Here is a 23,337-nt window from a genome sequence, read left to right as displayed (position 1 = left end):
TTGTTAGATAAAAAATAGTTGAGTTTTTTACGGAGGTCAAAATTATAAATTTACAATGAGATATGAAATACCCGAAGGGTAGGATGAGATAAAGATTTTTATGATAAATGATAAGATGAATGGATTTTATGCAATATTATTCCAGATTTATTAATATTATCTCGACGTAATGATGCTATATTGTTAATAATAGTGTGAATTGATGAAATTTAGCTGGGAGCGAAAACGGGAATCAATTATACAAAGGTTAAAGACAATATGTTATGTTTGTTATGTTGTATGTGTTTGATATACAGTTTGTAATGGCTTTTGAAAGAATTTTTTTTTAGATTGTAATAAATTTTACGAAATTTGGACAAATCGTAAAAAGTAAAATATGTCAGATCAATCGTTGCAGACTTTAGGAGAATTTATTATAGATAAACAAGAAGATTTTCAGTATTCTACAGGGGAACTTTCCCGACTTCTAAGTGCTATAAGATTGGCTTCAAAAGTTGTAAACAGAGAAGTAAATAAAGCAGGAATTGCAGATATCATTGGAAAAGCAGGTAATGAGAATGTTCAGGGGGAAGAGCAGCAGAAGCTGGATGTCCTTGCTAATGAGATATTCATCACGGCATTATCGCAAAGAGAGGTAGTTTGTGGAATTGCTTCCGAAGAAAATGATGACTTTATTGATATTAAATGTGTAGGAAATGGGCATCTTAGCAAGTATGTAGTTTTGATTGACCCTCTTGATGGTTCTTCAAATATTGATGTGAATGTTTCTGTGGGAACTATTTTTTCTATTTACAGAAGAGTTTCTGAGCCGGGCACACCTGTTCAGTTAGAAGATTTTCTTCAGAAAGGAGTGAACCAGATTGCAGCAGGTTATGTAATTTATGGATCTTCTACAATGATTGTATATACCACCGGAAACGGAGTGAACGGATTTACTTTGGATCCTTCTCTGGGTACTTATTATCTTTCTCATCCCAATATGAAATTTCCGGCAACGGGGAAAATTTATTCTATCAACGAAGGAAACTATATCAAATTCCCTCAGGGAGTTAAAAACTATCTGAAATATTGTCAGATGGAAGAAGGTGACCGCCCTTACACATCAAGATATATTGGTTCTCTTGTTGCTGATTTCCATAGAAATATGCTGAAAGGAGGGATTTATATTTATCCTTCTTATTCACAAGCTCCTAATGGTAAACTAAGGCTGCTTTATGAATGTAATCCTATGGCATTCCTTGCTGAGCAGGCTGGTGGAAAAGCAACGGATGGATTCAGAAGAATTCTGGAAGTTGAGCCTACAGAACTTCATCAGAGAATTCCATTTTTCTGTGGAAGTGTTGCTATGGTAGAAAAAGCAGAGGAATTTATGCGAATAGATAATGTGAAATAAATGATCGCAAAATACTTCAGATATTTATTAAAATTCAAACGCCCGAGTGGAACATCTCGTGGCGTTTTGCATGAAAAAGAAACTTTTATTCTTGAAATTTCGGAAAATGATAGAAAGGGAGTGGGAGAGTGTGCCGTTTTCAGGGGGCTAAGCTTTGACGACAGACCAGATTATGAAGAAAAACTCAAATGGCTTTGTGAGAATATCGGACAGACTCCTGAATTCTTAAGAGAAGAGTTAATAGAATTTCCATCCATCTGGATTGGATACGAGCAGGCTATCCTTAATTTAAAGAATGGAGGACATCTTTATTTTCCCAGTCAATTTACACAGGGGCAGATTCCCATTACGATCAATGGGCTAATCTGGATGGGAGGTGTCGGGTTTATGGAAGAACAGATCCGGGAAAAACTTGAAAAAGGTTTCCATTGCATTAAATTGAAAATAGGGGTTGATTGGGAATCCGAACATGAAGTGCTGAAAAAATTGAGAAAGAAATTTCCGGAAAGCAGTTTGGAATTGCGGGTTGATGCGAACGGAGGATTCAATACACGAGAAGCAAAGACTGTTTTAAAACAGCTATCGGATTTACGTATTCATTCTATAGAACAGCCTATTAAGGCTGGAAATTGGAATGATATGGCCGTGTTGTGCAGCGATACACCAACACCAATTGCTCTGGACGAGGAATTGATCGGAATTGTTGATACCGGCGAAAAGAATAAACTACTGGAAGCAATTAAACCGCAATATATTATTCTTAAACCGTCTTTGATTGGAGGTTTTTCGGGATCTGACGAATGGATTTCTCTTGCAGAACAAAATAATATAGGATGGTGGATAACTTCGGCGCTGGAAAGTAATATAGGATTAAATGCAATAGCCCAGTATACCTATACTAAAAATAGTAAAATGCCTCAAGGTTTAGGAACCGGAGGCTTATTTACTAATAATTTTGACAATCATTTGGAACTAATTGGGGAACGCTTGCTTTTTAAAGCATGATTTCAACATGAAATTGTGTTATTTTTCTGTTGGTGTACATTGATTAAACTTCATCATTTATGAAAATCGTTTTTTTGATGTTTTCTATTAAAATAGAAACCTTTTCTTTAAACTTTTTCATGACCGGAAATTTTAATTAATTCTCTATCTTTAGATATAAGCAATCTTCGTGCCAAATTGAATTTTTCGCAATTATTGTTCTGTTATTTTATTGTTAATTTTGTATAAGTCACTATTTTGATACAATTGTGAAAATATTTTCATAATTGCTTATTCTATTGGTAATGAGGTTTCTATCAACTCCGTTCAGGGTCTGGAAAATGTCATTTTGTACCTGTGAACTAGAGAGATATCCCCAGTGGTTTCCAAGCTCAAATTTTAAACCATCTTTGAGGTCGTTCTCAATAAAGGTACAGTCTACAATAGACACAATATCTTTAAATTTTTCAATATCACTGGGGCCGTTTTTTCCCAGTCTCGGAGTGAGAATATTTTTGGTAAACTGGGAAATTCCTAGAACGGCATCTTTTCGGTTTAAATAAATTGAAACGCGATTGGCAAGTAAAGGAAGTTTGTTAAAGGAGTCTTCAGAGTCTTCAAATACTTTATAAGTTACATCAGCATTCAATAAAAGAACCTGATCAATTACTCTTAGAATATTTTCGCTTTTAAGACTGTACAGCATACTTTGAAGCACCCTGTTTCCCAAGGAATGAGCCATCAGATGAATTCTCTGGTTACACGGAGCTAAATCCCGGTTGGAAAAAATATCCTTTAGAAACTGAGTGTAAAAATAGAACAGCCTCATTAATGAGGTTCCGGAATTAATGCTGGATGCTTTATCGTCAAAGTAAGTAAGTGGTACAATACTGCTTGAAGCCGGCCAGCTCACAAACAGGATATGCTCAACTGGAGATTCCGGACTATCGATAAACAGTTTTTTCAGATCAATAATAGCTTCCAGTTCATCGTCGAAATCGTAGGCATAACCATGGATAAATATTAAAACGTCACTTCTGGATTTGGTAGAAGACATGTTTTTATACAATTCATAAAACATCCTTTGGGTTCCCCCCCAGGTTATCGGCTGTAACTTTTGATTTTTTGATATTTTTTTCGCTTAATAAAACATCAAGAACTTCCTGGTATCCTTGTTTTTCAGGTTCTGAAAAAAGCTGATAATTTAATATATTCCTGTTGGTGTAATTTTTTTTTTCTCTTTTCCTGAGCAGTTGGTTCCGTATAATTGGTAAAATCACATTTTGCGATTCTGAAATTAGGAATGGAATATTCATCATTGGAAAATGAATCAACGGTTTCGTTTTTATGACGGACGATCTTCCTGTTACTTAAGATATAAACAGCCATAATGATTTTGTGATAGGTTTTAGGGGTATAAATTTCGGAAAAAATATTGGATTTTTAGTCAATATGCTTTTAAATCAGCCCTTTCATAAACCCTAAATTTTCGCTAAATTTGCGAATGGGTTATATATATTTAAAATATAACTTTTAACTTTTAATTAAATAATGGAAGAAGAAAAAAAAATCGCTCAATTTTATTGAACAAATTATAGAAGATGATTTGGCAAATGGTTTGAACAGAGATCAAATCCGTTTCCGTTTTCCCCCAGAACCAAATGGTTATTTACATGTAGGGCACACCAAAGCCATCTGCATCAACTTTGGACTGGGAGAAAAATACAACGCTCCTGTAAACCTTCGTTTCGACGATACAAATCCTGAAAAAGAAGAACAGGAATTTGTAGATTCTATTAAAAAAGATGTAGAATGGCTAGGTTTCAAATGGGATAAAGAATTGTACGCATCTGACTACTTCCAGCAGCTCTATGACTGGGCCGTAAGATTAATCAAAGAAGGAAAAGCATATGTGGACGAGCAACCGTCTGAAGTGATTACAGAACAAAGAAAAAATCCAACTGAACCCGGAGTGGAAAGCCCTTTCAGAAACCGTCCTGTTGAAGAATCTCTGGATTTATTCGAGAGAATGAAAAACGGAGAGTTTGAAGAAGGTACGATGTCTCTTCGTGCAAAAATTGATATGGTTTCTCCTAATATGAATATGCGTGATCCTGTAATGTACAGAATTCTGAAAAGACCTCACCACAGAACAGGAACAGACTGGAAAATCTATCCGATGTATGACTGGGCTCATGGAGAGTCAGATTATTTAGAACAAGTATCACATTCTTTATGTTCTTTGGAGTTTGAAAATCACAGACCATTATATAACTGGTATCTGGATCAGGTATATGAAGAGCCTAAAGTAGCTCCGAAGCAGAGAGAATTTGCAAGGATGAATGTATCCTATATGATTACATCCAAAAGAAAGCTACAGAGATTAGTTGCTGAAAAAGTAGTAACAGGATGGGATGATCCAAGAATGCCTACAATTTCAGGAATGCGAAGAAAAGGATTTACCCCTACATCCATTAGGAATTTTATTGAAAAAGTAGGAGTAGCCAAAAGAGAAAATCTTATTGAGATTCAGCTATTGGATTTCTGCGTTCGTGAGGACCTGAATAAAGTAGCTAAACGTGTTATGGCCGTAGTTGATCCTGTAAAATTAGTGATTGAAAACTATCCGGAAGATAAAGAAGAGTGGTTGGAGACTGAAAACAATCCGGAGCAGGAAAATGCCGGAACGAGAGAAATTCCTTTCTCACGAGAACTATATATTGAACGTGAAGATTTTAAAGAAGAAGCAAATAATAAATTCTTCAGGTTAAAATTAGGAGGTGAAGTTCGTTTGAAATCTGCATATATCATCAAAGCTGAAAGAGTAGAGAAAGATGAAAACGGAGAGATTACGACAATCTATGCAACGTATGATGAAAAGAGCAAGTCAGGAAGCGGAACAGAAGAAAGCTTGAGAAAAGTAAAAGGAACCTTACATTGGGTATCAGCAAACCATGCAATTCCGGTGGAGGTAAGAATTTATGATCAGCTATTTACCGTTGAGCAACCAGATGCAGAAAAAGATGTGGACTTCCTTAACTTTGTGAACCCTGAATCTGTTTCTGTTATTCAAGGTTTTGCGGAGCCGGGCCTTAAAGATGTTGCAGTAGGAGAGCCGCTTCAATTCCAGAGAATCGGATATTTTACGAAAGATCAGGATTCGACTGAAGGGAACCTGGTATTTAACCGTACCGTGACACTGAAAGATTCTTATAAACCAGAATAAGTTTCTAATCATATAAAAAAACAGGATCTACAAAATAGATCCTGTTTTTTATTATTGTTTTATCCGTATAAGAATGAGAGAAACTACTTCAGGAAATTTTTTTTTCCCGTACGCCGGATTGGGATAGTTGTAAAAGCCTTTACCGCTTATAGCACCTAATTTTCCTTTATCAATATATTCCTTTTTTAATTTTTTTGATATTTTAAGCATTACAGGTGATCTGGAAGAATCTGCTGCAATTTTATTAATATTATAAACAGTAGTAATGCCTACAACATCCAGTATCCCAAAAGGACCCATTGGTGCTCCGGTGGCCACCATCCATGTTTTATCAATAGTTTTGATATCTGATACTTTATTTACCCATAATTCCAATGCAGAGCTTAGTAACGGCATCAACAATGAGTTGACAATATAGCCGGGTTGTTCTTTATAAATAGGTAATGCGACCATTCCAATGGCTTTTGCAAATTCCATGATATCATCAAACACTTTAGAAGAGGTCCCCGGATGTCCCATAACTTCTGCTGTGTTATGTTTCCAGATTTCATTGGCAAAATGTAGTGCAATAAACTTTTCCGGTCTTCCTGTTTTTTTAGCAAACTGACTGGGTAGTAATGATGACGAATTCGTTGCGAAGATGGTTTTTTCAGGAGCTAATTTTGCTACACTCCTGTAAAAATCGATTTTAATTTTCGGGTTTTCGGGTACGGCTTCTATCAAAAGGTCTGCATTTTGTACAGATGCTGCCAGGTCAGATGTATAAGTAAGATTTGTGAATGCTGCGTCCAGCTGGTTTTTTGTTGCTTTTAAGTCTTTTGTAAAAGCTTCACTGAGTATATTAAATTTTTCCTTTGCCTTTTCTAAAATTTCGTCACTGATATCATAAACGGTTACATTAAAACCATGGAAAGCTGCCTGGAAAGCGATTTGGTATCCCAATACACCACTGCCCGCAACAGTTACATTTTTAAAATTCATACAATTTTGTTTTGGTGGTCATTAATAATGGAATTAATTTGGATAGTGAAAAATTGTTGATTTACATTTGTATTTGTTCAACAAGGTTTATCTGCAATTTACAAAATTTGTAAAGGAACCCGTTGGATTATCAATTGAATTATTTTTATATTGAATGGTTCCTGCAATCGGGGATTCAATTATTTTTCAGAGAAAATAAATTTAAGGACCATGCTTTGACTTAATTTGCCTAATTTTGTGTCTTCGAAAACCGTTCCCAAGAATTTATTCCCGTGAAATTAATTAAGATCTATACAAGTTCTTTTAAAGGACTGTCTCAAGAAAGCTGGATGCTGGCGTTGGTAATGCTCATCAATCGTGCCGGATCAATGGTACTCCCATTTTTAGGAGTGTATATGACTGCGCATTTACATTTCAGCATAGAGAACTCAGGTGTTGTTTTGAGTTTTTTTGGAATTGGGTCGGTATTGGGTTCATGGCTGGGAGGAATGATCACGGATAAGATCGGAGAGTATAGAGTTCAAAGTCTAAGTTTGCTCCTGAGCGTACCTTTGTTTTGTATGATTCCTGTTTTTACGACCGAGGTGGGATTAGCGGGGATTATCCTTGCACAAAGTATTGTAAGTGAAACGTTTCGTCCTGCCAATTCGGTAGCAATCACCAAATATGCAAGACCTGAAAATATTACCCGGGCATTTTCCTTAAACAGAATGGCCGTAAATCTGGGGTTTTCTATAGGACCGGCTTTAGGAGGTATTTTATCGGCCATTTCTTATGAATTTCTTTTTTACAGTAATGCCTTGGCTGCATTAATAGCTGGTATCACTTATATTGTGTTCTTTAAAAAGAGAAATACATTAGCCCTGAGGAAAGCCCAAAACATGAAAAAAAGCACCGTTCATGTTAAAGAAGGATCTCCTTACCGGGACGGAAAGTTTCTGCTGTATTGTTTCTTCTGTATGTTGTTTGCGATATGTTTTTTCCAGCTTTTCAGCACACTTACGATATTTTATAAGGATACAGCTCACCTTAGCCAGGAACATATAGGATATCTTTTAGGATATAGCGGTTTCTTGATTGTATTGCTTGAAATGGCTTTTGTTCAGATTGCTGAGAAATATTTTACCTTGGGAATCACCATGCTGGTAGGAACTTTGCTCTGTGGATTTTCATACGCGATGCTTGCTTTTGATTACACAATGCTAACGTTGCTTATTTCCATGACAATGCTATGCGTCGGTGAAATTTGGACCTTACCTTTTATGTCTACGATTACAGCTTTAAGGTCAGGTTCTAATAATAAAGGTGCTTATATGGGATTGAACGGGATATCATTTTCTATAGCTTTTATTGTTACTCCCTATGTAGGAACTTTGATTGCAGAGAAACTGGGATTTAAGGTTTTATGGTTGGGAACAGGAACCCTCGCTGCTCTTATTGCAGTTGCTTTTTATTTTATTGTTCCATGGATGTTATCTGAAAAAAAATCGAAAGAAGAGGCTGATTAAGAAATCATTTATTAGATTTGTAGAATGGTGAGGATCAGTTTTTTATTCTTTATCATTTGCAGTTCATTTTTCTCTTCCCAAATAAGAGATTCTGCTGAATTGATTTCGGAAGTCAAAATTGATGCCTATAAAAAAAACATCTTCATACTTACGTTCGACAAAATCTGTTGCTGTCATTACTCAGGATCTCTTGAGCCAGAATACACCCGAACGGCTTCTGGAATCGGTTAATCAAATTGCCGGAGCAAGAATGGAAGAGCGTTCCCCGGGAAGTTACAGGATTTCTGTTCGTGGCAGTACGCTGAGGTCTCCATTTGGGGTACGTAATATTAAAGTATATCTTGATGATTTTATCCTTTCTGACGCATCGGGAAATACCTATTTTAATATTATTTCTCCTGAACTTATTAACAGGATGGAGATCTACAAAGGACCGGAGGGTGGAGATTATGGTGCAGCTACAGGAGGAACCCTTCTTCTTAAAACGAGATCTTCGGAAAATACATCAGCAAATATTTCAATAGGCAGTTACGGAACATTGAATCAAAGCTTTGATTTTTCAAAACAGCTTGGAAAACATTTTCTCGAAGTTTTTCAAAATTATTATCGGAGTGATTCTTACCGTGAGCAATCAGCTATCGAAAGAAAACAATTTTTTTTTAAAAGACCGTTTTCAATATAGTGAGAAAGCGACTATGAATGCGATGGTTCTGTTTTCAGATCTGGACTACCAAACTCCCGGAGGACTTACTTTAGAGCAGATGCAAAGAGATAGGAAACAGGCAAGGCCGGCAACATCCACACTTCCCGGTGCCGTGGAACAAGACGCGGGCATACGGAATAAAATGTTACTGGCAGGTGTTTCAAATCAATTCAGCTTGAGTCCTAAATTTTCCCATTTTATAATGGTGCAGGGCTCTTATGTAGATTTTTCAAATCCTTTTATTACCAATTATGAAAGGAGGTTTGAAAAAAACTTTGCCATAAGGACACACCTCAATTATGAAGAACACTGGAACAAGATTACAGCAGAATGGCGCTTAGGATTTGAAGGAGGTAGCAATTCGATAATGGTCAGAAACTATGACAATATTAAGGGAATAAAAAAAAGACTTTCAAAATTTTGATAACCTTAAGAATACTTCCGGATTTTATTTTCTGTCCCAGAAACTAAATTTTAATGAGAGATTATATACGGATATATCTGTTAGCCTGAACGCCAATTCTTATGAATGGGAAAGGCTTTATCCAGGAACAAGCAGTGGAAAAGTACATTTCAGAAAACAATGGCTTCCCAATATCGGGCTTACTTATGTTTTTGGAAAAGGACTTTCAGTAAGAGCTAAGATCGGGAAAGGAAATTCAGCACCTACTAATGAAGAAATCCGTTCTTCTAATCAGGAATTTAATCTGGACCTTGTTCCTGAATATGGATGGAATAAGGAAATTGGGATCCGTAAGCAGTTCGGTAATTTTTTTATTTCTGGAAGGAAACTATTTCGATTTTCGGATGATGGATGCTATTGTAAGGAGACAGAATGAGAAAGGCGAGGAGTTTTTTATTAATCAGGGAAATATCAAGCAAAGAGGGGTAGAAGTCTTGATAGAATCAAAAGGCTTTAATGTAAATAATACTACTTTTAACAGGTTTAAGTTCAGATTTTCAGGTAGTTTTTACCGGTTCAGGTTTGAAAATTATGCGCAGGGAAATCAGAATTTTTCCGGAAATGATGTAACGGGTGTTCCGTCAACTACGATAAGCAGTTTATTTAATTTTATTGTGTTAAGGAAAGTTTCTGTAGATTACTCTCATTTCTATACTTCGAAGATTCCTTTAAATGACCCCAATTCTGTCTGGTCTGAATCTAGTATCGTTGGAAATATACAACTGGGAATTCCCGTCTATTTTGAAAAGACTAAGCTGAACGTATACCTTCAGATTCAAAATCTTTACAATACAGATTATGTTTTAGGATTTGATACCAATGCTTTTGGAAATCGTTTTTATAATCCTGCTGCCCGACGGAATTTTATTTTGGGTGTAAAGGCTGACTTTTGAAATATTGCCGAAAATTTAAGCTATTAATTTTCCCTTGTTTTTAGGATATTCTTTATAATCATATCAGCGTGGATCCTTGAGTTTTCAATAAACCATAAATGCGTGTCTTTTCCACCACAAACCACGCCTGCAAGATAGAGGTTTTGAATATTTGTTTCCATGGTTTCAGGGTCGTATACAGGATTGAGACATTCTCCCTGTAGCTCAATTCCTGCATTGATCAGGAAACCAAAGTCCGGCAGATATCCGGTCATAGCGAGAACAAAATCATTTTGAATTTCATTGATCTCTCCGTTTTTATCTTTAAATACAACGCTATGTTCTTTGATTTCTATCAATTCAGAATTAAAATGAGCGGTAATACTTCCTTCTGCAATCCTGTTTTCAATATCGGGTTTTACCCAATATTTTACACTTTTCGATATTTCGGATTGGCGTACGATCATGGTAACCTCCGCGCCCTTGCGGTATGTTTCCAGCGCGGCATCTACAGCTGAATTGCTTGAACCTACAACAACAATCTTTTGCTTGGCATACGGATAAGGTTCGGAATAGTAATGTCTGACTTTCTGTAAGTCTTCCCCGGGAATATTCATCAGGTTAGGGATGTCGTAAAATCCGGTTGAAATGATCACATTCTTTGCATAGTATATGGATTTGGAAGATTCAATCTCAAAAATCTCATTTTTTTTAGAAACTCTGATTACTTTTTCATAAAGACGAATGTTGAGGTTCTTCTGTCTCGTGATTCCCTGGTAATATTCCAGAGCTTCCTGCCTGCCTGGTTTAGGGGCCGCTGATATAAACGGAATTTCGGCAATTTCCAGTTTTTCAGCTGTAGAAAAAAAAACGCATATACAAAGGATAATTGTACAGGGAGTTGACAATTGTCCCTTTTTCGATAATGATGTAAGAGAGATTATTTTTTTGCGCCTCTAAGGCACAATTCAATCCTATAGGTCCTCCTCCGATAATGAGGATATCTAAAACTTCCATATAACAAATTTACTTATTTTTCTGGCATTAGTTTTGGTGATTTTCTGTAATTAACATTAAAAAAGATGAAGAAGTTATTCATTCCACTATTATTGATCATAAGCCTTGTAGCTTGTAAAAAGAATACAGCAAATCCTACCATAAATACAACAGACTCTGCTGGCCACGTGAAAACCGACACTGTTGCTGTTCCGAAAATGAGTGAGGCAGAAAAGAAAGATATCATAAAGAAAACAAATGATGAAATTCTGCAAGCCTTAAAAAACAAGGATTATCAGAAATTTTCAGAGTTCATCCATCCCCAGAAAGGGATTCGTTTTTCTATGTATGCTTTTGTAGATATCAAAGATGATAAACATTTTTCCAAAGCCGACTTTGAAAAGTATGTTCAAACGAAAACGCAGTTTACATGGGGATCTCATGATGGATCAGGAGAACTGTATAAAGAGACTATAAAGGATTACCTTGAAAAATGGGTTTTCTCAAAAGATTTTACACATTCCACTTATTCTTTTAATGAATTTCAGGGTGGAGGAAATTCTCTTAATAATTTAAAAGAAATTTACCCCGGCCATGATTTCACAGAGAATTATATTAAAGGAACAGAAAAATACGGGGAAATGGACTGGAAGACTCTTCGTTTTGTATATGAAGAGTTTGAAGGCAAATATTATATAATAGCTGTAATTAATGATCAGTGGACTGTCTGATCCAATATTTCAGATAAATTTTTAGCAAGATTTCTTCTTGAGAACTGTTCAATATTTTGAGTGTTTTCGAGAAGATTTCCTTTTTCCCACAACTTGTATTTTTCAAGTATAAAGTCTTTTATGTTATCCGAATCCTGATAACTGAAGTGCTTTCCTGCATTTGTGTCATCCAATATTTTTGATACATCAGCATCGGCTGGACCAAACGAAATGATCTGTTTGCCGGTAGCCAGGTATTCAAATATTTTTCCGGGAATAATTCCTTTAGAAGATTCGTTAGGAAAATTCGTGATTAAAAGCATGTCTGAAGATTTCATTTCTTCAATGGCTTTTTCATGAGAAAGGTATCCCAAATCATGAATGTGTTTTTTTAAACTGGAATTGTTTAAGGTTTCAAGAATCCTGTCATCGATTCTTCCTGCGAATTTTAATATAAAATGTTGGGCAAATGATGAATCTGTTTCTATAAGATGATCCAGGACCGTCCATAAATTTTCAGGATTACGAAGCTGTTCCAGCACACCAATGTAGCTCAAGGTGAAATGTGTTTGAGTGTCCTCGGTCTTAGTATTCTGTGATTGTGGAATTTCGAGATTTTGTTCAACAGATACAGCATCACTTTCATCGAATCCATTTGTAATGCAAACTGCATTAGCACCCTTTTTTCGGAAATTTTCAGCATCTGTATAACTGGTTGCAAGGGTAATGTCTGCATTTCTGAAAACTTCACTTTCCAGTTTTCTGTGTTTCTGATCAGATCTTTTGGTAAGTTTGAGATGCTTATAATAGGAGATTTCTGTCCATGGATCCCTGAAATCTGCAATCCATTTTAGTGTGGAAAACTTCTTTTTAAGTTGTAAGCCTATAAGATGTAAAGAATGGGGAGGACCTGAAGTTACAATGAAATCAATTTTGTTTTCTTTTATATAATGTTCCAGGAATTTAACCGATGGTTTTACCCAAAAAACTCTTGCATCAGGAATGAAAAAGTTTCCCCTTACCCAAATGGAAAGCTTAGATTTCCAGCTTTGGTTCTTGCCTACATCAAATTGGCCGGCCTTAAACTTCTTATTACTTTTATTTAGTTTTTCAGCAAGCTGGTAAGGTTCCCAGATTGTTGTTTTTACAATTTTCAGGTCTCTTGGAACTTCTTTCAGCAAGCTTTCATCCAATAAAGGGTAACTCGGATTTTCCGGAGTGTAAATAATAGGTTTCCACCCAAAATCAGGTAAATATTTTGCGAACTTCAACCACCTCTGAACACCAGGACCTCCTGCGGGAGGCCAGTAATAAGTAATAATAAGGACTTTCTTCTCTTCCATGGATGGAAATATTGCAGAGATCAATGCCGGTCATCTTAATATGTTTTTAACCAGCAATTAAGATGACCGGGTATAAAAATAATTTAAACTTTTTCCTCGGTTAAGGCTTCCTTCTTCTTTTTATTCATCCAGAAAATCCCAAAGGCACTTAATGCGATAAATAATCCGAAGCAAAATAAAGAAATCCATTTTCCTTTTTCGATCACTTCAGGTTCAAAGACCATTCGGATATGATGTTCCCCTGCAGGAACCTGAACCGCACGAAGAAGATAATCTGCCTTGATATAAGGGACTTCTTTTTCGTCGATAAACATTTTCCATCCGTGAGGATAGTAAATTTCTGAGAATACCGCCAATTGTGGTGTTTTAGATTTAGATTTAAACTCTAATTCGTTAGGCTGATATTTGGTTAGATTAATAAATGCTGTAGAATCGGGTAGGATAAATTTATCTCTTTCTAAAAAAGGTTTACCATCTTCTTTTCCTACAATTGCAATTTTTTTGGTGTCAACCTCTCCGATCAGCTTTAGTTCTTCGTTCGGAGTATTGGCCACTTTAACTTCTGATACGAACCATGCATTTCCATTAGCTTTTGTATTAGGAATGACCTGAGGTTTTTCCGGTCCCCCTACAACCCAGTATTTTGCATTTAAAAGGTTGAGCATATTAGGAACTTTTACAGAATCCATAATCTGGAAATATTCATTGATCACATCATCATATCTTCTTAGTTTTACCGCATGATAACCACCAATTGAAGATTTGAAATAAGAAGTATTCGTTTCACTGAAAGTTCCAAGAATATTATTGAAAATCCTGTAGTGTGTTTTGTCTTTTTCAGCAATGGTTTCCAATGTTTTGTTGACATTCACATTGGCCAGAATAGAACCAAGATTTGGATTTGCCTGTACTTTTTCAGCAAGAAGATCCGAGCTTTCCGTCTGAAAAGGATTTTCTGCAAATACTTTATCTACATAATTGTCGTCATTCAGATAGCGTTTGTTTACAGTCCATAGGTCAAATAAGCTTACAACACCTATAATGACCAATGCGATATTCTGATTTAGCTTTTTCTTCATCGTTAGGAATAAAGCCAAAGCAGCTATTGCTACATAGATAAATGCTTTTAATGCATCAACTTTAAATAATTTGAATCTTTCATCTACCAGATAATCTAATAGGAAAGGAGGGAAATATAATTTTTCATTGTCCGTAGCAAAGCCAAGAATGCTCTTTCCAAAAATTAAAAGAATTAATAGCAAACCTAATGTCCCGCCACTCACATAAAAAAGAATTTTCTTTTTATATTCTTCTGTCAATTTTTCGTCTGTAAAGAATTTATACAAACCAATAATTGCAATTAACGGGAATAAGAGCTCAACAATAACAAGAATGGAAGATGGTGCTCTGAATTTATTGTAAAACGGAACGTAGTCTATAAAGAAGTCCGACAATGGCATAAAGTTGCTTCCCCATGCAAGCAGAATAGTCAGTATAGAAGCCCCTAAAATCCAGTAGCGGTATTTTTTTCCGGCAAAAAAGAATCCTAAAATAGCTAAAAAACAAACAATAGCTCCCTGATAGGCAGGTCCCGAAGTTCCGGGTTGGTCACCCCAGTACGTAACACTTGCAAATCCTTTGGAAATTCTGTCCATTTCTGCCTGAGAGGAAACATTTTCCTGAATCATCTCCTGAATGTGGTTCATTATCTCTTTAGCTTCAGGTTCCTGGCTTCCACCACCCATTAATCTTGGAATAAAAAGGTTCAGTGTTTCCAGTCTTCCGTAGCTCCACATTAGCATACTTTCTTTATCCATTCCGGATTTTCCGGCAGTATGATTTTCTGTATTTAAGATTTGTTTACCGCGTACAGTTTCTTTAATATACTCGGAATTGGCCATGATCCTTTGCGAATTCATTCCCACACCGATGATACATGATACTGCTATAATAGCCGAAGAAACAATAAAGTGCTTCATCGGGGTTTTCTTTTTGATAACCCGTACCAATTCAGATATAAAGAGGAATCCTAATGCAAGGAACAGATAGTAGGTCATCTGTGGATGGTTGGCAGCAATCTGAAGTCCCATAAACAGGGTGGTTACGATAAATCCGGTAATATACTTTTTTCTGATGTACACCAGTAATATACCTGCTAAAAGAGGCGCAAAATACTCAATCGTATTTACTTTACCATTATGTCCTGCTGCAATGATAATATAAAAATAAGTTGAGAGACCAAAAAAAAGTAGCCCCCAGCAGAGCGTACTTCCAGTTTCTCACCACCACCATTCCCAAAAGGAAAAATCCTGCAAAAAGTAAAAAAAGATAATTAACAGGTCTTGGCAGAAAATTCAGATTACTGTCTATTTTTTTTATGATATCCCCCTTAAACTGGCTACCCATCTGGTAGGTAGGCATTCCCCCAAACATGGAATCACTCCAGTAAGTTTCTTTATCATTATTATCTCTGTAATCAAGAAGTTCTTTTGCTCCTCCCCGGTACTGAACAATGTCATGCTGGAAAAGTTGCTTTCCCGTAAAAACAGGAGTGGAATATAAAAATGCTAAAACTATAAATACAACTAATGAAATTGCAATATAAATTAAGTTTTTATTTTTCGCCATGCTGGTTATTATCTTTTATTTTCTTGGAATTTTTACCTTTTATCCTTCGTTTCTTTTACTTCCTCGTAGTCCACAGTTTCTGCGTCCCAATTGATCTTTGCATTCTTTTTTGAGTTTTGTATATCCTGCTGCTGTTTATTATTGTTATTGTTGAAACGGTAACTGTAAAAAGTCTTAAAAAAAAAGCCTTCTAAGGATATTCCAGACAAAGAAAAGAATAATAGCTGTAAGTACTAGCTCAAGAATCCACTTCATATTTTTTTATTTTATAAGCCTCAATTATTTAGCAGATGGATTTACCATTACAGAAGAATTGGAAACGCTTTTCATGGATTGAGATTGTTTTCCATCCGAAATGGTTTCTATCTGCGTTGTTTTTACTGTAATATTCTGGTTGTTGATCCATCCTGTATTTTCATCAAACTTTATAGTACCGTTCTGTACCAGCTCACTGCTGATGCTGTGAGTCATTGCTCCCTGGGCCTGTTTATCGGTCTTTTTAGGAATTCCACCTGTTACTCCAATCTCAGCAACCCCATTTCCAACACTTTTTAATACATAATTTGAAGTCACTTTAATCTTACCGTTAGGATCAGCATTTTCAGTATTGGTCCATTTTTCACCTATTTTAACACCCTTTTTAGGTATAATTGTAAGGTTTTTGCTGAACTGGTCTTTCAATACTTTTTCGTTAAAACTTTCCTTCAGACTTGCTACAACACTAGCTTTCTGATTGGCATCCTTTACGATAGTACCTACTGCATTGGAAACTTTTGTATAAACTGGTTCAAAACCGGTAATGGAAATTACATTTCCTTTTGTATCCATTTTCATGTTCAGTTTATTGCTTGTCAATGCCCTGTTGATGTTCCAGATCATTTTAAGGTCATCTTCTTTAGGAATAGGCTGTTTAGTATCTACTACAATAGTTTTTCCTTCTGCAGTCTGAGAATTTCTTTTGGAAATAAGATTAAGTGTAATGTCGTAAATATTGTTTTTAACGTCATTTACAGTAAAACTCATCTCATCTGTGGATTCACTTGTTCCGTTCAATGTTTTCCCCTGAGGATCTGTCATTGTTTTTACATCCCTCTGATATGTTGTTAAAGGATAGGTTTTTCCTTTTTCAAGTTTAAAAGTCTGGGTATAAATTCCTGCAGAATCTTTAATTGCAGCATTTTCTGCAACTTTTGCAAGTGAATCAGCCGGAACTTCCACTGTAACGGTCTTTCCTGTTTTGGGATCTACTTTTGTAATTTTTGTTGTTTCCTTTTTACACGAAACCAATGCTATGGATATTAGCGCTATTGCTGCTATGTTTTTCATTTAATTTATTTTAATTTTTTACTACTGTTTTTATTTATTTTGTCTGCAATATCCTTACAGTTACTCCTGGTATAGATATTATCATCCATTTTTCGTTATAGCCGGTTAATAAGTCAGCAGAGTTCGTGCCAACTATCATTTGCTTTATATTTAACGGACCGGTAATATATTCTGAAAAAAGATTTTCATAGTTTTTACGGTAAATCTTTTCAGGAATATTGCCGACAAATTGTTTCCCTCGCATTAGATTATCTGTACGTTGTTCCCGGAATTGTTTTCATGGATTAAAGATTTGGAGAGACAGCCATTTTCTGTCTTACCGCTTCATATAAAATCGCACCACAGGCAACAGAAACATTTAAAGATTGGGTTTTTCCTTCTATAGGTAATTTTATTTTTTCATCGGAATGGTGTAATACTTCTTTAGAAATTCCAGTTTCCTCGTTACCCATTACAATAGCACAAGGCTCTGTAAAGCTTACATCATAGATTAGCTTTTGTGCCTTTTCTGTTGCTGAATATACAGCAATTCCGCTTTGCTGAAGAAAGTCTACAGTATGAGCAAGATTGGCCTCTTTACAAATTTTCACATTATAAATAGCACCTGCTGAAGTTTTAATGGCATCAGAATTAATAGGGGATGCACCTTTTTCCGGAATGATCACAGCGTCAATTCCTACGCATTCTGCTGTTCTGCATATAGCACCAAAATTTCTTACATCAGTTAATCGATCCAGGATTAACAGAAAAGGAGTTTTTCCCTCTTCAAATAATTGGGGTACTATGTCTTCTACTTTATGGAACGGAACATCTGAAATAAAAGCGACAACACCCTGGTGGTTTTTTCTTGTAAAGCGGTTAAGCTTTTCAATTGGAACGTAATTGGGACGTATTTTATTTTGAGCTAAAATTGTTTTCAGTTCAGCATAAATAGGACCTTGCAATGCATTCTGCAAAAAGATTTTGTCAATAGTTTTTCCCGCTTCAATAGCTTCAATTACCGGACGCAGTCCGAAAATAAAATCGTCTTTCTTATCTGTCATTTTAATATTTTTCTCCTAAAATTGCTCTTTTTTGTGCCAAAAGGTAACCATAATGCAGGCTTTCATGCATATTATTAAAAATAATTGCATCTTGAATGCTCTTCAGATCCATTCCAAAACTTGTGGTATAAGGAGTATAATCCGAAAAGAAATCACTGTCATAATCCTTCATTAAAATCTTTGAAGTTTCAGTTAATAGAAACTCTAAATCTTCAACTTCCGACTTTTGAACGTTCAGGTTGGGCAGCGTTCCTTTTTTATATGTTTCAATCCAGTATTTATCAATCCTGAAAGGGTTGCCACTCAGATAATAATGCAAAAGCTGCTGGGTAGCAACGGTATGTGCAATATTCCAATACATATTATTGTTGAAACCGTCCGGAATCAGCAAAAGATCTTCATGAGAGGTGTTTTGCAGTATATCCAAAAGATTTCTTCTTACCTGTCTGTGAGCCTGAAAATGATAATTCATTTTACAAAAATTTTAATCTCCAAAAATAGTTTAATAAACTGGAAATGACAATTTTTTGGTCGGAGGATTAAAGCAAAAGTTTTTAAAACCTATTGAATATGGAGTTTATTATTTTCTACTTTAGAAAAAATCCTCCTTTAAAATGAATAAAGGAGGATTTTATTTTTTGTTTTTATCTTTTTATCTTTTGACAATCTTATGGGTAAAGGCTGTTCCATCTTTCAAAGTGATATGTAAGAAATAAGCCCCGGATATAAGCCCGGAGAGATTGATCTTATTTTCTTCGTAAGCTTCTGATACCTTTTTACCATCAATACTGAAAACTTTTACTGAACTCACTCCAGATACTGATTTTATAATAACGAAATCAGCTGTAGGGTTTGGGTAAATGGTTACGTCTGTTGTTTTTACATCATTAATGTTTAAAGTGGTGTTGCTTTTTCCCTGAACGTACACGGAAAGATACACATCTCCTTGCTGCTGATTGAAAACGGCTGTGGGAATGCTATGTTTAAGCGTATGATTTCCTGCAGTTATATTTGGAACTGTAAACCCTCTTACAGGAACTGAATTGCCCGGACACCAGTTGTTCCAAGAAGTCCAGTCGGCAAAAGTTTTAGGAGTAGAGCCATAGATTCCGTTGCCTTGTGTATTATATACTCTGTAAGGTTCACATGAAATTCCCCCCGGAGTGTAAGTGAGCATTTGTACATTATCCAGATAGGTATAATTTTGCCTCCTTACATATTCCTCGCCACCGCTATTGGCTCCATGAGGTGTAGAAATTATAAAGAACCGTGCATCACTAATTGGAGCTGGCAGATTAAAATTGACCAACCTAACCGTTTCACCAACCACATCGGTGCTGTTGTAGTTATTAAGTCTGCTATATGTCAATAGTGGTACCAGACTATTGTAATCAGAAGGAGTAGCTCCTGTATTTGTTGAGAAAAAAGTCAATGTGCCTGAGAAAACATCAATTCTACCTGCGCACCCTGCAACCTGGGTTTGAGCTGCATAAGGAACTCCAAATACATCCAGTTCCATATACATATCGTACATGTTGCGCAGAGAATCGTCATGAAATACACTGTACATATTACTTAAATCGTAAGTGTAAGGAACTTCCAGAGGAGAACGGTTTTTATTCATGAACGGAGTAATATATCTTCCCACTTCAATTCTTTTTACGTTGGTGTCATTTACCGTATAGGTCGGCTGATTTTTAGGAACCATGGCTAAATAAACACTTCCCAAACGATCATAGTTGTCGCATAAAGCACCTATGGTTACGCGCATTGCAATTTTGGCCTTAAAAGAATTAAGCTCGGTATCCGTAAGCTTTCTAGCGTATCGGGTATTGGATAGTCTTATAAGTCCGGTAGGTACAGGATTGGATACAGGTGTAGCATAACCATCATAATAAACGGCCTGTGAAATCACATTGGTTACCGTTGTTGTTTGTGATTTAAGAAGACCCGCAAAAAGTAGGCTTAAAAAAAAATAGTTTTTTGTGCATATGATTGGTGTTTACTACAAATATATTAAGATGTAAGGTTAAATAATCACATTTATTGGAAAAATTAAAACTTTAATGTTAAATTAGCAATAAATACCAGATTAACTTTATTAAATATGAAGAAAATTTTACTTTTCCCTTTGTTATTGGCAGTGTTGCTGTTTAATGCTCAGATAAATTTAAATATAGGAAGTACCAATGTGGGAACTGCACCAATAAGTAGTTTTTTTTTCTTATTCGTATGTGCAGCAGCTTTACCCTAAACAGGAAATAAATGCCAATTCTGCAGGTAACATCACAGGGCTTGCTTTTTATTTAGACTCGTCAGCAACTATTGGAGATTCTTCGAACTGGACCGTCTATCTGGGGCATACGACAAAAACTGCATTCATATCTGGTACGGATTGGATTCCTGCTTCACAGCTAACTCAGGTTTTCGCAGGTACTGTAACTAATAATAATGGTAAGGTTGAAATCTCTTTTACTACACCATTTGCTTATAATAATGTTGATAATTTAGTTATTGCTGCAAAAGAGAATTCTCAGAGTATTGACATTAATAATTTTGATGAAGTTTTTCATGTTTATGACCATATTCCAAACTCAACCCTTTATTATAAAGGGGACCAGATGGTTATAGACCCTGTATCTCCACCAGGAGGAATAAGAGCAAATTACAAATCGGCAATAACAATTTTAGGATTAACATCCAGTACTACGCCTGCTTGCCCTTTTGTTGTATATCCGATAAATAATGCCCAATCCATTCCTTTGTCTCCGGCTATTAAATGGTTTCCTGTTTCCGGAGCAGATTCTTATAGAGTGTCAATAGGGACTACTCCTGGAGGTGTGGATGTTATTAATCAACAAGTGGTAACGACTACTGATTTTTCTCCATCAATACCGCTTAATCCAGGTGTAAATTATTATTTAAGAGTGACCTCTGTTTCGGCCGGTGTAAACTCATCTGCTTGTACTGATATAGCTTTTAAAACAGTTCCTCCGATACCAGTAAACGATGCCTGTTCTGGTGCTTTATTGGCTTCTTCTTTTCCTTATACCTATACACAGAATGACGCTGTATCTGCAACTAACAATGCTGGTAATATAAATGTATGTTCTGATGCAATGAATGATGGAACCTGGTTTAAGTTTATAGGAGATGGAAGTCAGTATACAATTAAGGCAACAATGCCTTCGGGTAGTACTTTCGACCCTCAGATTGGAGTTTATAATGGAAACTGCAATAATCTTGTTTGCGTAAATACAGTTGATAATGGAGGTGGTGGTACTGCAGAAACAATTACGATCCCCACAGTCGCAGGAACAGATTATTATATAAACATAGGATCTTATGAAGAAACGATAGATGCACCTGAAGATATTTTTACCATTACGATTACCAAACTTTAGCACATAAAGATATTCTTTGGCAATGAATTAGATCAGAATTTGTAAGCTTGTATTGATGATTATTTTTCGTTATTTGTTTTAATTCTTTTTATGTAAAGTAAACATCGTTTGCAATTATTCTGAATGTCCCGTTAAATCCCGAAAATATTTAACAAACTTTAACTCAAAAATGGCATTCATTATGTTGATTAATGCAAGTATTTATTAGAAATTTACCAACTATTTTAAATTAAGCTATGTCAGATACATACCAGGCAGAAGATATTCGCCAGCTCACGGAGAAAGTAAAGGAAAAGAATTATTTGTTTACGCTTCTGAGACAGGAAATCAATAAAGTTATTATTGGACAGGGATACATGATAGACCGGCTTTTGGTGGGTCTTTTAGGAAATGGGCATGTTTTGTTGGAAGGTGTTCCTGGATTGGCTAAAACTTTAGCGATAAAAACTTTGGCTGATGCCGTTCATGGTGATTTTTCAAGGATTCAGTTTACTCCGGATCTGCTTCCGGCGGATGTGGTAGGAACCATGATTTTTAATATCAAAGACAATGACTTTTCTATAAAAAAAGGTCCGGTATTCGCCAACTTTGTGCTTGCGGATGAGATCAACCGAGCTCCGGCCAAGGTGCAGTCTGCTCTTTTGGAGGTAATGCAGGAGAAACAGGTGACGATAGGAGATGAAACGATGAAGCTTCCGAAGCCGTTTTTGGTATTGGCTACCCAGAATCCTATTGACCAGGAGGGAACTTATTTATTACCTGAAGCGCAGAGCGACCGTTTTATGCTGAAATGTAAAATTGATTATCCTGAATTTGAAGATGAAAGAAAGGTGATGAGAATGGTTTCCACCTCTCACCAACCATCTGTTCAGCCTGTCATTTCACTGCAGGATATCGTAGATGCTAAAGAACTGATCAACCAGATTTATCTGGATGAAAAAATCGAAAAATATATTCTTGATATGGTTTTTGCCACCCGTTATCCTGAAAATTACGGTCTTGCGGATCTTAAAAACTATATTAGCTTCGGAGCCTCTCCAAGGGCTTCCATTAACTTAGCAATTGCTTCCAGAGCATATGCTTTTCTGAAAGGAAGGGCTTTTGTGATTCCTGAAGATGTAAAAGAATTGGCCAAAGATGTTTTAAGACATAGAATTGGTTTAACATTCGAAGCAGAAGCAGAAGAGATATCATCGGAAGAAATTGTTAACAGGATCTTAGCAAAAATCCAGGCACCTTAATATTTATGAATGATGTTGTGATCAGAAAGGCTGTCCTTGAAGATTGTGTTCCTATGTTGGAGCTGATCAGGGAACTTGCCGAATATGAAAAGGCTTTGCATGAAGTTACGGTAACTCTGGAAGAATTTATTGATGCCGGATTTGGAGATGCACCTGTTTGGGGAGCTTTTGTAGCAGAGGTAAATGCTGAAATTGTCGGAATATCCTTATATTATAACAGATATTCAACATGGAAGGGAAGAAGGTTGTATCTGGAAGATCTTGTGGTTACAGAAAGGATGAGAGGTAAACAGATCGGTAAAAAATTATTTGATGCAACCGTGGAATTTGGAAAATCCAATAATTACAGTGGAATGATGTTTCAGGTATTGTATTGGAATGAGCCTGCCATTAATTTCTATAAAAAATACCATCCTAAATTTGATAATGAGTGGCTGAATGTCTCGATTGATTTCAAAGACGGAAGATGGAATAAGGAACAGGAAGTTAAAAATTAAATGCTGAAAATTTTATATT

The 23,337-nt window shown here is 35.9% G+C and carries 19 protein-coding genes and 3 pseudogenes; 11 read left to right on the top strand and 11 right to left on the bottom strand.

Annotation, left to right across the window (positions count from 1 at the left end; translation table 11 throughout):
- Window positions 1-376 precede the first annotated feature (376 nt).
- Together fbp and ACJ5H0_RS07580 are read left to right on the top strand one after the other, a co-directional pair.
- Window positions 377-1,393, top strand: a complete 1,017-nt coding sequence (fbp, locus tag ACJ5H0_RS07585) for a class 1 fructose-bisphosphatase (RefSeq protein WP_273648683.1) — start codon at window positions 377-379, stop codon at window positions 1,391-1,393.
- On the top strand, window positions 1,394-2,398 hold the full coding sequence (locus tag ACJ5H0_RS07580; protein ID WP_411248533.1) for an o-succinylbenzoate synthase: 1,005 nt from the start codon (window positions 1,394-1,396) through the stop codon (window positions 2,396-2,398).
- A 232-nt stretch (window positions 2,399-2,630) separates the two neighbouring features.
- On the opposite strand, the gene ACJ5H0_RS07575 is transcribed toward ACJ5H0_RS07580, so the two are convergent.
- Window positions 2,631-3,434 (bottom strand): alpha/beta hydrolase, encoded by an 804-nt coding sequence (locus tag ACJ5H0_RS07575; protein WP_411248530.1) that lies wholly within the window; start codon window positions 3,432-3,434, stop codon window positions 2,631-2,633.
- Between the two features lie 122 nt (window positions 3,435-3,556).
- Window positions 3,557-3,766 carry a hypothetical protein gene (locus tag ACJ5H0_RS07570; protein WP_411248528.1) on the bottom strand — a complete coding sequence of 70 codons (210 nt, stop codon included), beginning with the start codon at window positions 3,764-3,766 and terminating at the stop codon, window positions 3,557-3,559.
- A 169-nt stretch (window positions 3,767-3,935) separates the two neighbouring features.
- Between ACJ5H0_RS07570 and ACJ5H0_RS07565 the strand changes: the two are divergent.
- Window positions 3,936-5,603 (top strand): annotated as a pseudogene (locus ACJ5H0_RS07565) (glutamine--tRNA ligase/YqeY domain fusion protein); the annotation flags it as partial.
- 51 nt (window positions 5,604-5,654) lie between these two features.
- Here the strand turns inward: ACJ5H0_RS07565 and ACJ5H0_RS07560 are convergent.
- A complete protein-coding gene (locus tag ACJ5H0_RS07560) occupies window positions 5,655-6,584 on the bottom strand; it encodes a 3-hydroxyacyl-CoA dehydrogenase (protein WP_411248526.1) in 930 nt (309 codons plus the stop codon).
- Window positions 6,585-6,913: 329 nt separating this feature from the next.
- Here ACJ5H0_RS07560 and ACJ5H0_RS07555 point away from each other — a divergent pair, with 329 nt between their 5' ends.
- The 4 genes from ACJ5H0_RS07555 (at window position 6,914) to ACJ5H0_RS07540 (ending at window position 9,634) form a co-directional block, all read left to right on the top strand.
- A complete protein-coding gene (locus tag ACJ5H0_RS07555; RefSeq protein WP_411249497.1) occupies window positions 6,914-8,092 on the top strand; it encodes an MFS transporter in 1,179 nt (392 codons plus the stop codon).
- Window positions 8,093-8,213: 121 nt separating this feature from the next.
- Window positions 8,214-8,774 (top strand): TonB-dependent receptor plug domain-containing protein, encoded by a 561-nt coding sequence (locus tag ACJ5H0_RS07550; protein ID WP_411248523.1) that lies wholly within the window; start codon window positions 8,214-8,216, stop codon window positions 8,772-8,774.
- A gap of 13 nt (window positions 8,775-8,787) precedes the next feature.
- Window positions 8,788-9,219, top strand: coding sequence for a hypothetical protein (locus tag ACJ5H0_RS07545; RefSeq protein ID WP_411248520.1), 432 nt, complete (start codon window positions 8,788-8,790; stop codon window positions 9,217-9,219).
- Between the two features lie 31 nt (window positions 9,220-9,250).
- On the top strand, window positions 9,251-9,634 hold the full coding sequence (locus tag ACJ5H0_RS07540) for a TonB-dependent receptor domain-containing protein (protein ID WP_411249495.1): 384 nt from the start codon (window positions 9,251-9,253) through the stop codon (window positions 9,632-9,634).
- Window positions 9,635-10,174: 540 nt separating this feature from the next.
- On the opposite strand, the pseudogene ACJ5H0_RS07535 reads toward ACJ5H0_RS07540, so the two are convergent.
- Window positions 10,175-11,147: pseudogene (locus ACJ5H0_RS07535) on the bottom strand (YpdA family putative bacillithiol disulfide reductase).
- 65 nt (window positions 11,148-11,212) lie between these two features.
- Between ACJ5H0_RS07535 and ACJ5H0_RS07530 the strand changes: the two are divergent.
- On the top strand, window positions 11,213-11,857 hold the full coding sequence (locus ACJ5H0_RS07530) for a hypothetical protein (protein WP_172279571.1): 645 nt from the start codon (window positions 11,213-11,215) through the stop codon (window positions 11,855-11,857).
- On the opposite strand, the gene ACJ5H0_RS07525 is transcribed toward ACJ5H0_RS07530, so the two are convergent.
- From ACJ5H0_RS07525 to ACJ5H0_RS07495, 7 genes and pseudogenes are all read right to left on the bottom strand, one after another.
- Window positions 11,842-13,179, bottom strand: a complete 1,338-nt coding sequence (locus tag ACJ5H0_RS07525; RefSeq protein ID WP_411248517.1) for a glycosyltransferase family protein — start codon at window positions 13,177-13,179, stop codon at window positions 11,842-11,844. The genes ACJ5H0_RS07530 and ACJ5H0_RS07525 overlap by 16 nt on opposite strands.
- Window positions 13,180-13,262: 83 nt before the next feature.
- A pseudogene (locus ACJ5H0_RS07520) lies at window positions 13,263-15,807 on the bottom strand (YfhO family protein).
- A 279-nt stretch (window positions 15,808-16,086) separates the two neighbouring features.
- Complete coding sequence (locus ACJ5H0_RS07515; RefSeq protein WP_345992581.1) at window positions 16,087-17,133, bottom strand: DUF6263 family protein; 1,047 nt, start codon at window positions 17,131-17,133, stop codon at window positions 16,087-16,089.
- A gap of 34 nt (window positions 17,134-17,167) precedes the next feature.
- Window positions 17,168-17,377, bottom strand: coding sequence for a hypothetical protein (locus ACJ5H0_RS07510; RefSeq protein WP_411248515.1), 210 nt, complete (start codon window positions 17,375-17,377; stop codon window positions 17,168-17,170).
- A gap of 40 nt (window positions 17,378-17,417) precedes the next feature.
- Window positions 17,418-18,176, bottom strand: coding sequence for a 23S rRNA (guanosine(2251)-2'-O)-methyltransferase RlmB (gene rlmB, locus ACJ5H0_RS07505; RefSeq protein WP_172279559.1), 759 nt, complete (start codon window positions 18,174-18,176; stop codon window positions 17,418-17,420).
- Between the two features lies 1 nt (window position 18,177).
- A complete protein-coding gene (locus ACJ5H0_RS07500; RefSeq protein ID WP_172279557.1) occupies window positions 18,178-18,648 on the bottom strand; it encodes a DinB family protein in 471 nt (156 codons plus the stop codon).
- Between the two features lie 180 nt (window positions 18,649-18,828).
- A complete protein-coding gene (locus tag ACJ5H0_RS07495; protein ID WP_411248510.1) occupies window positions 18,829-20,091 on the bottom strand; it encodes a peptide-N-glycosidase F-related protein in 1,263 nt (420 codons plus the stop codon).
- Between the two features lie 319 nt (window positions 20,092-20,410).
- On the opposite strand from ACJ5H0_RS07495, the gene ACJ5H0_RS07490 reads away from it, so the two are divergent.
- The 3 genes from ACJ5H0_RS07490 (at window position 20,411) to ACJ5H0_RS07480 (ending at window position 23,318) form a co-directional block, all read left to right on the top strand.
- On the top strand, window positions 20,411-21,580 hold the full coding sequence (locus ACJ5H0_RS07490; RefSeq protein WP_411248508.1) for a hypothetical protein: 1,170 nt from the start codon (window positions 20,411-20,413) through the stop codon (window positions 21,578-21,580).
- A gap of 236 nt (window positions 21,581-21,816) precedes the next feature.
- The gene (locus ACJ5H0_RS07485) at window positions 21,817-22,821 is read left to right on the top strand and encodes an AAA family ATPase (RefSeq protein ID WP_172279551.1); all 1,005 of its coding nucleotides are present in this window, start codon (window positions 21,817-21,819) and stop codon (window positions 22,819-22,821) included.
- A gap of 5 nt (window positions 22,822-22,826) precedes the next feature.
- Window positions 22,827-23,318 (top strand): GNAT family N-acetyltransferase, encoded by a 492-nt coding sequence (locus ACJ5H0_RS07480; protein WP_411248506.1) that lies wholly within the window; start codon window positions 22,827-22,829, stop codon window positions 23,316-23,318.
- Window positions 23,319-23,337 lie beyond the last annotated feature (19 nt).

It is taken from the genome of Chryseobacterium proteolyticum (assembly GCF_046591535.1).
In the GTDB taxonomy this organism is placed as follows: domain Bacteria; phylum Bacteroidota; class Bacteroidia; order Flavobacteriales; family Weeksellaceae; genus Chryseobacterium; species Chryseobacterium proteolyticum.
This window is presented reverse-complemented; position numbering and strand designations above follow the sequence as displayed.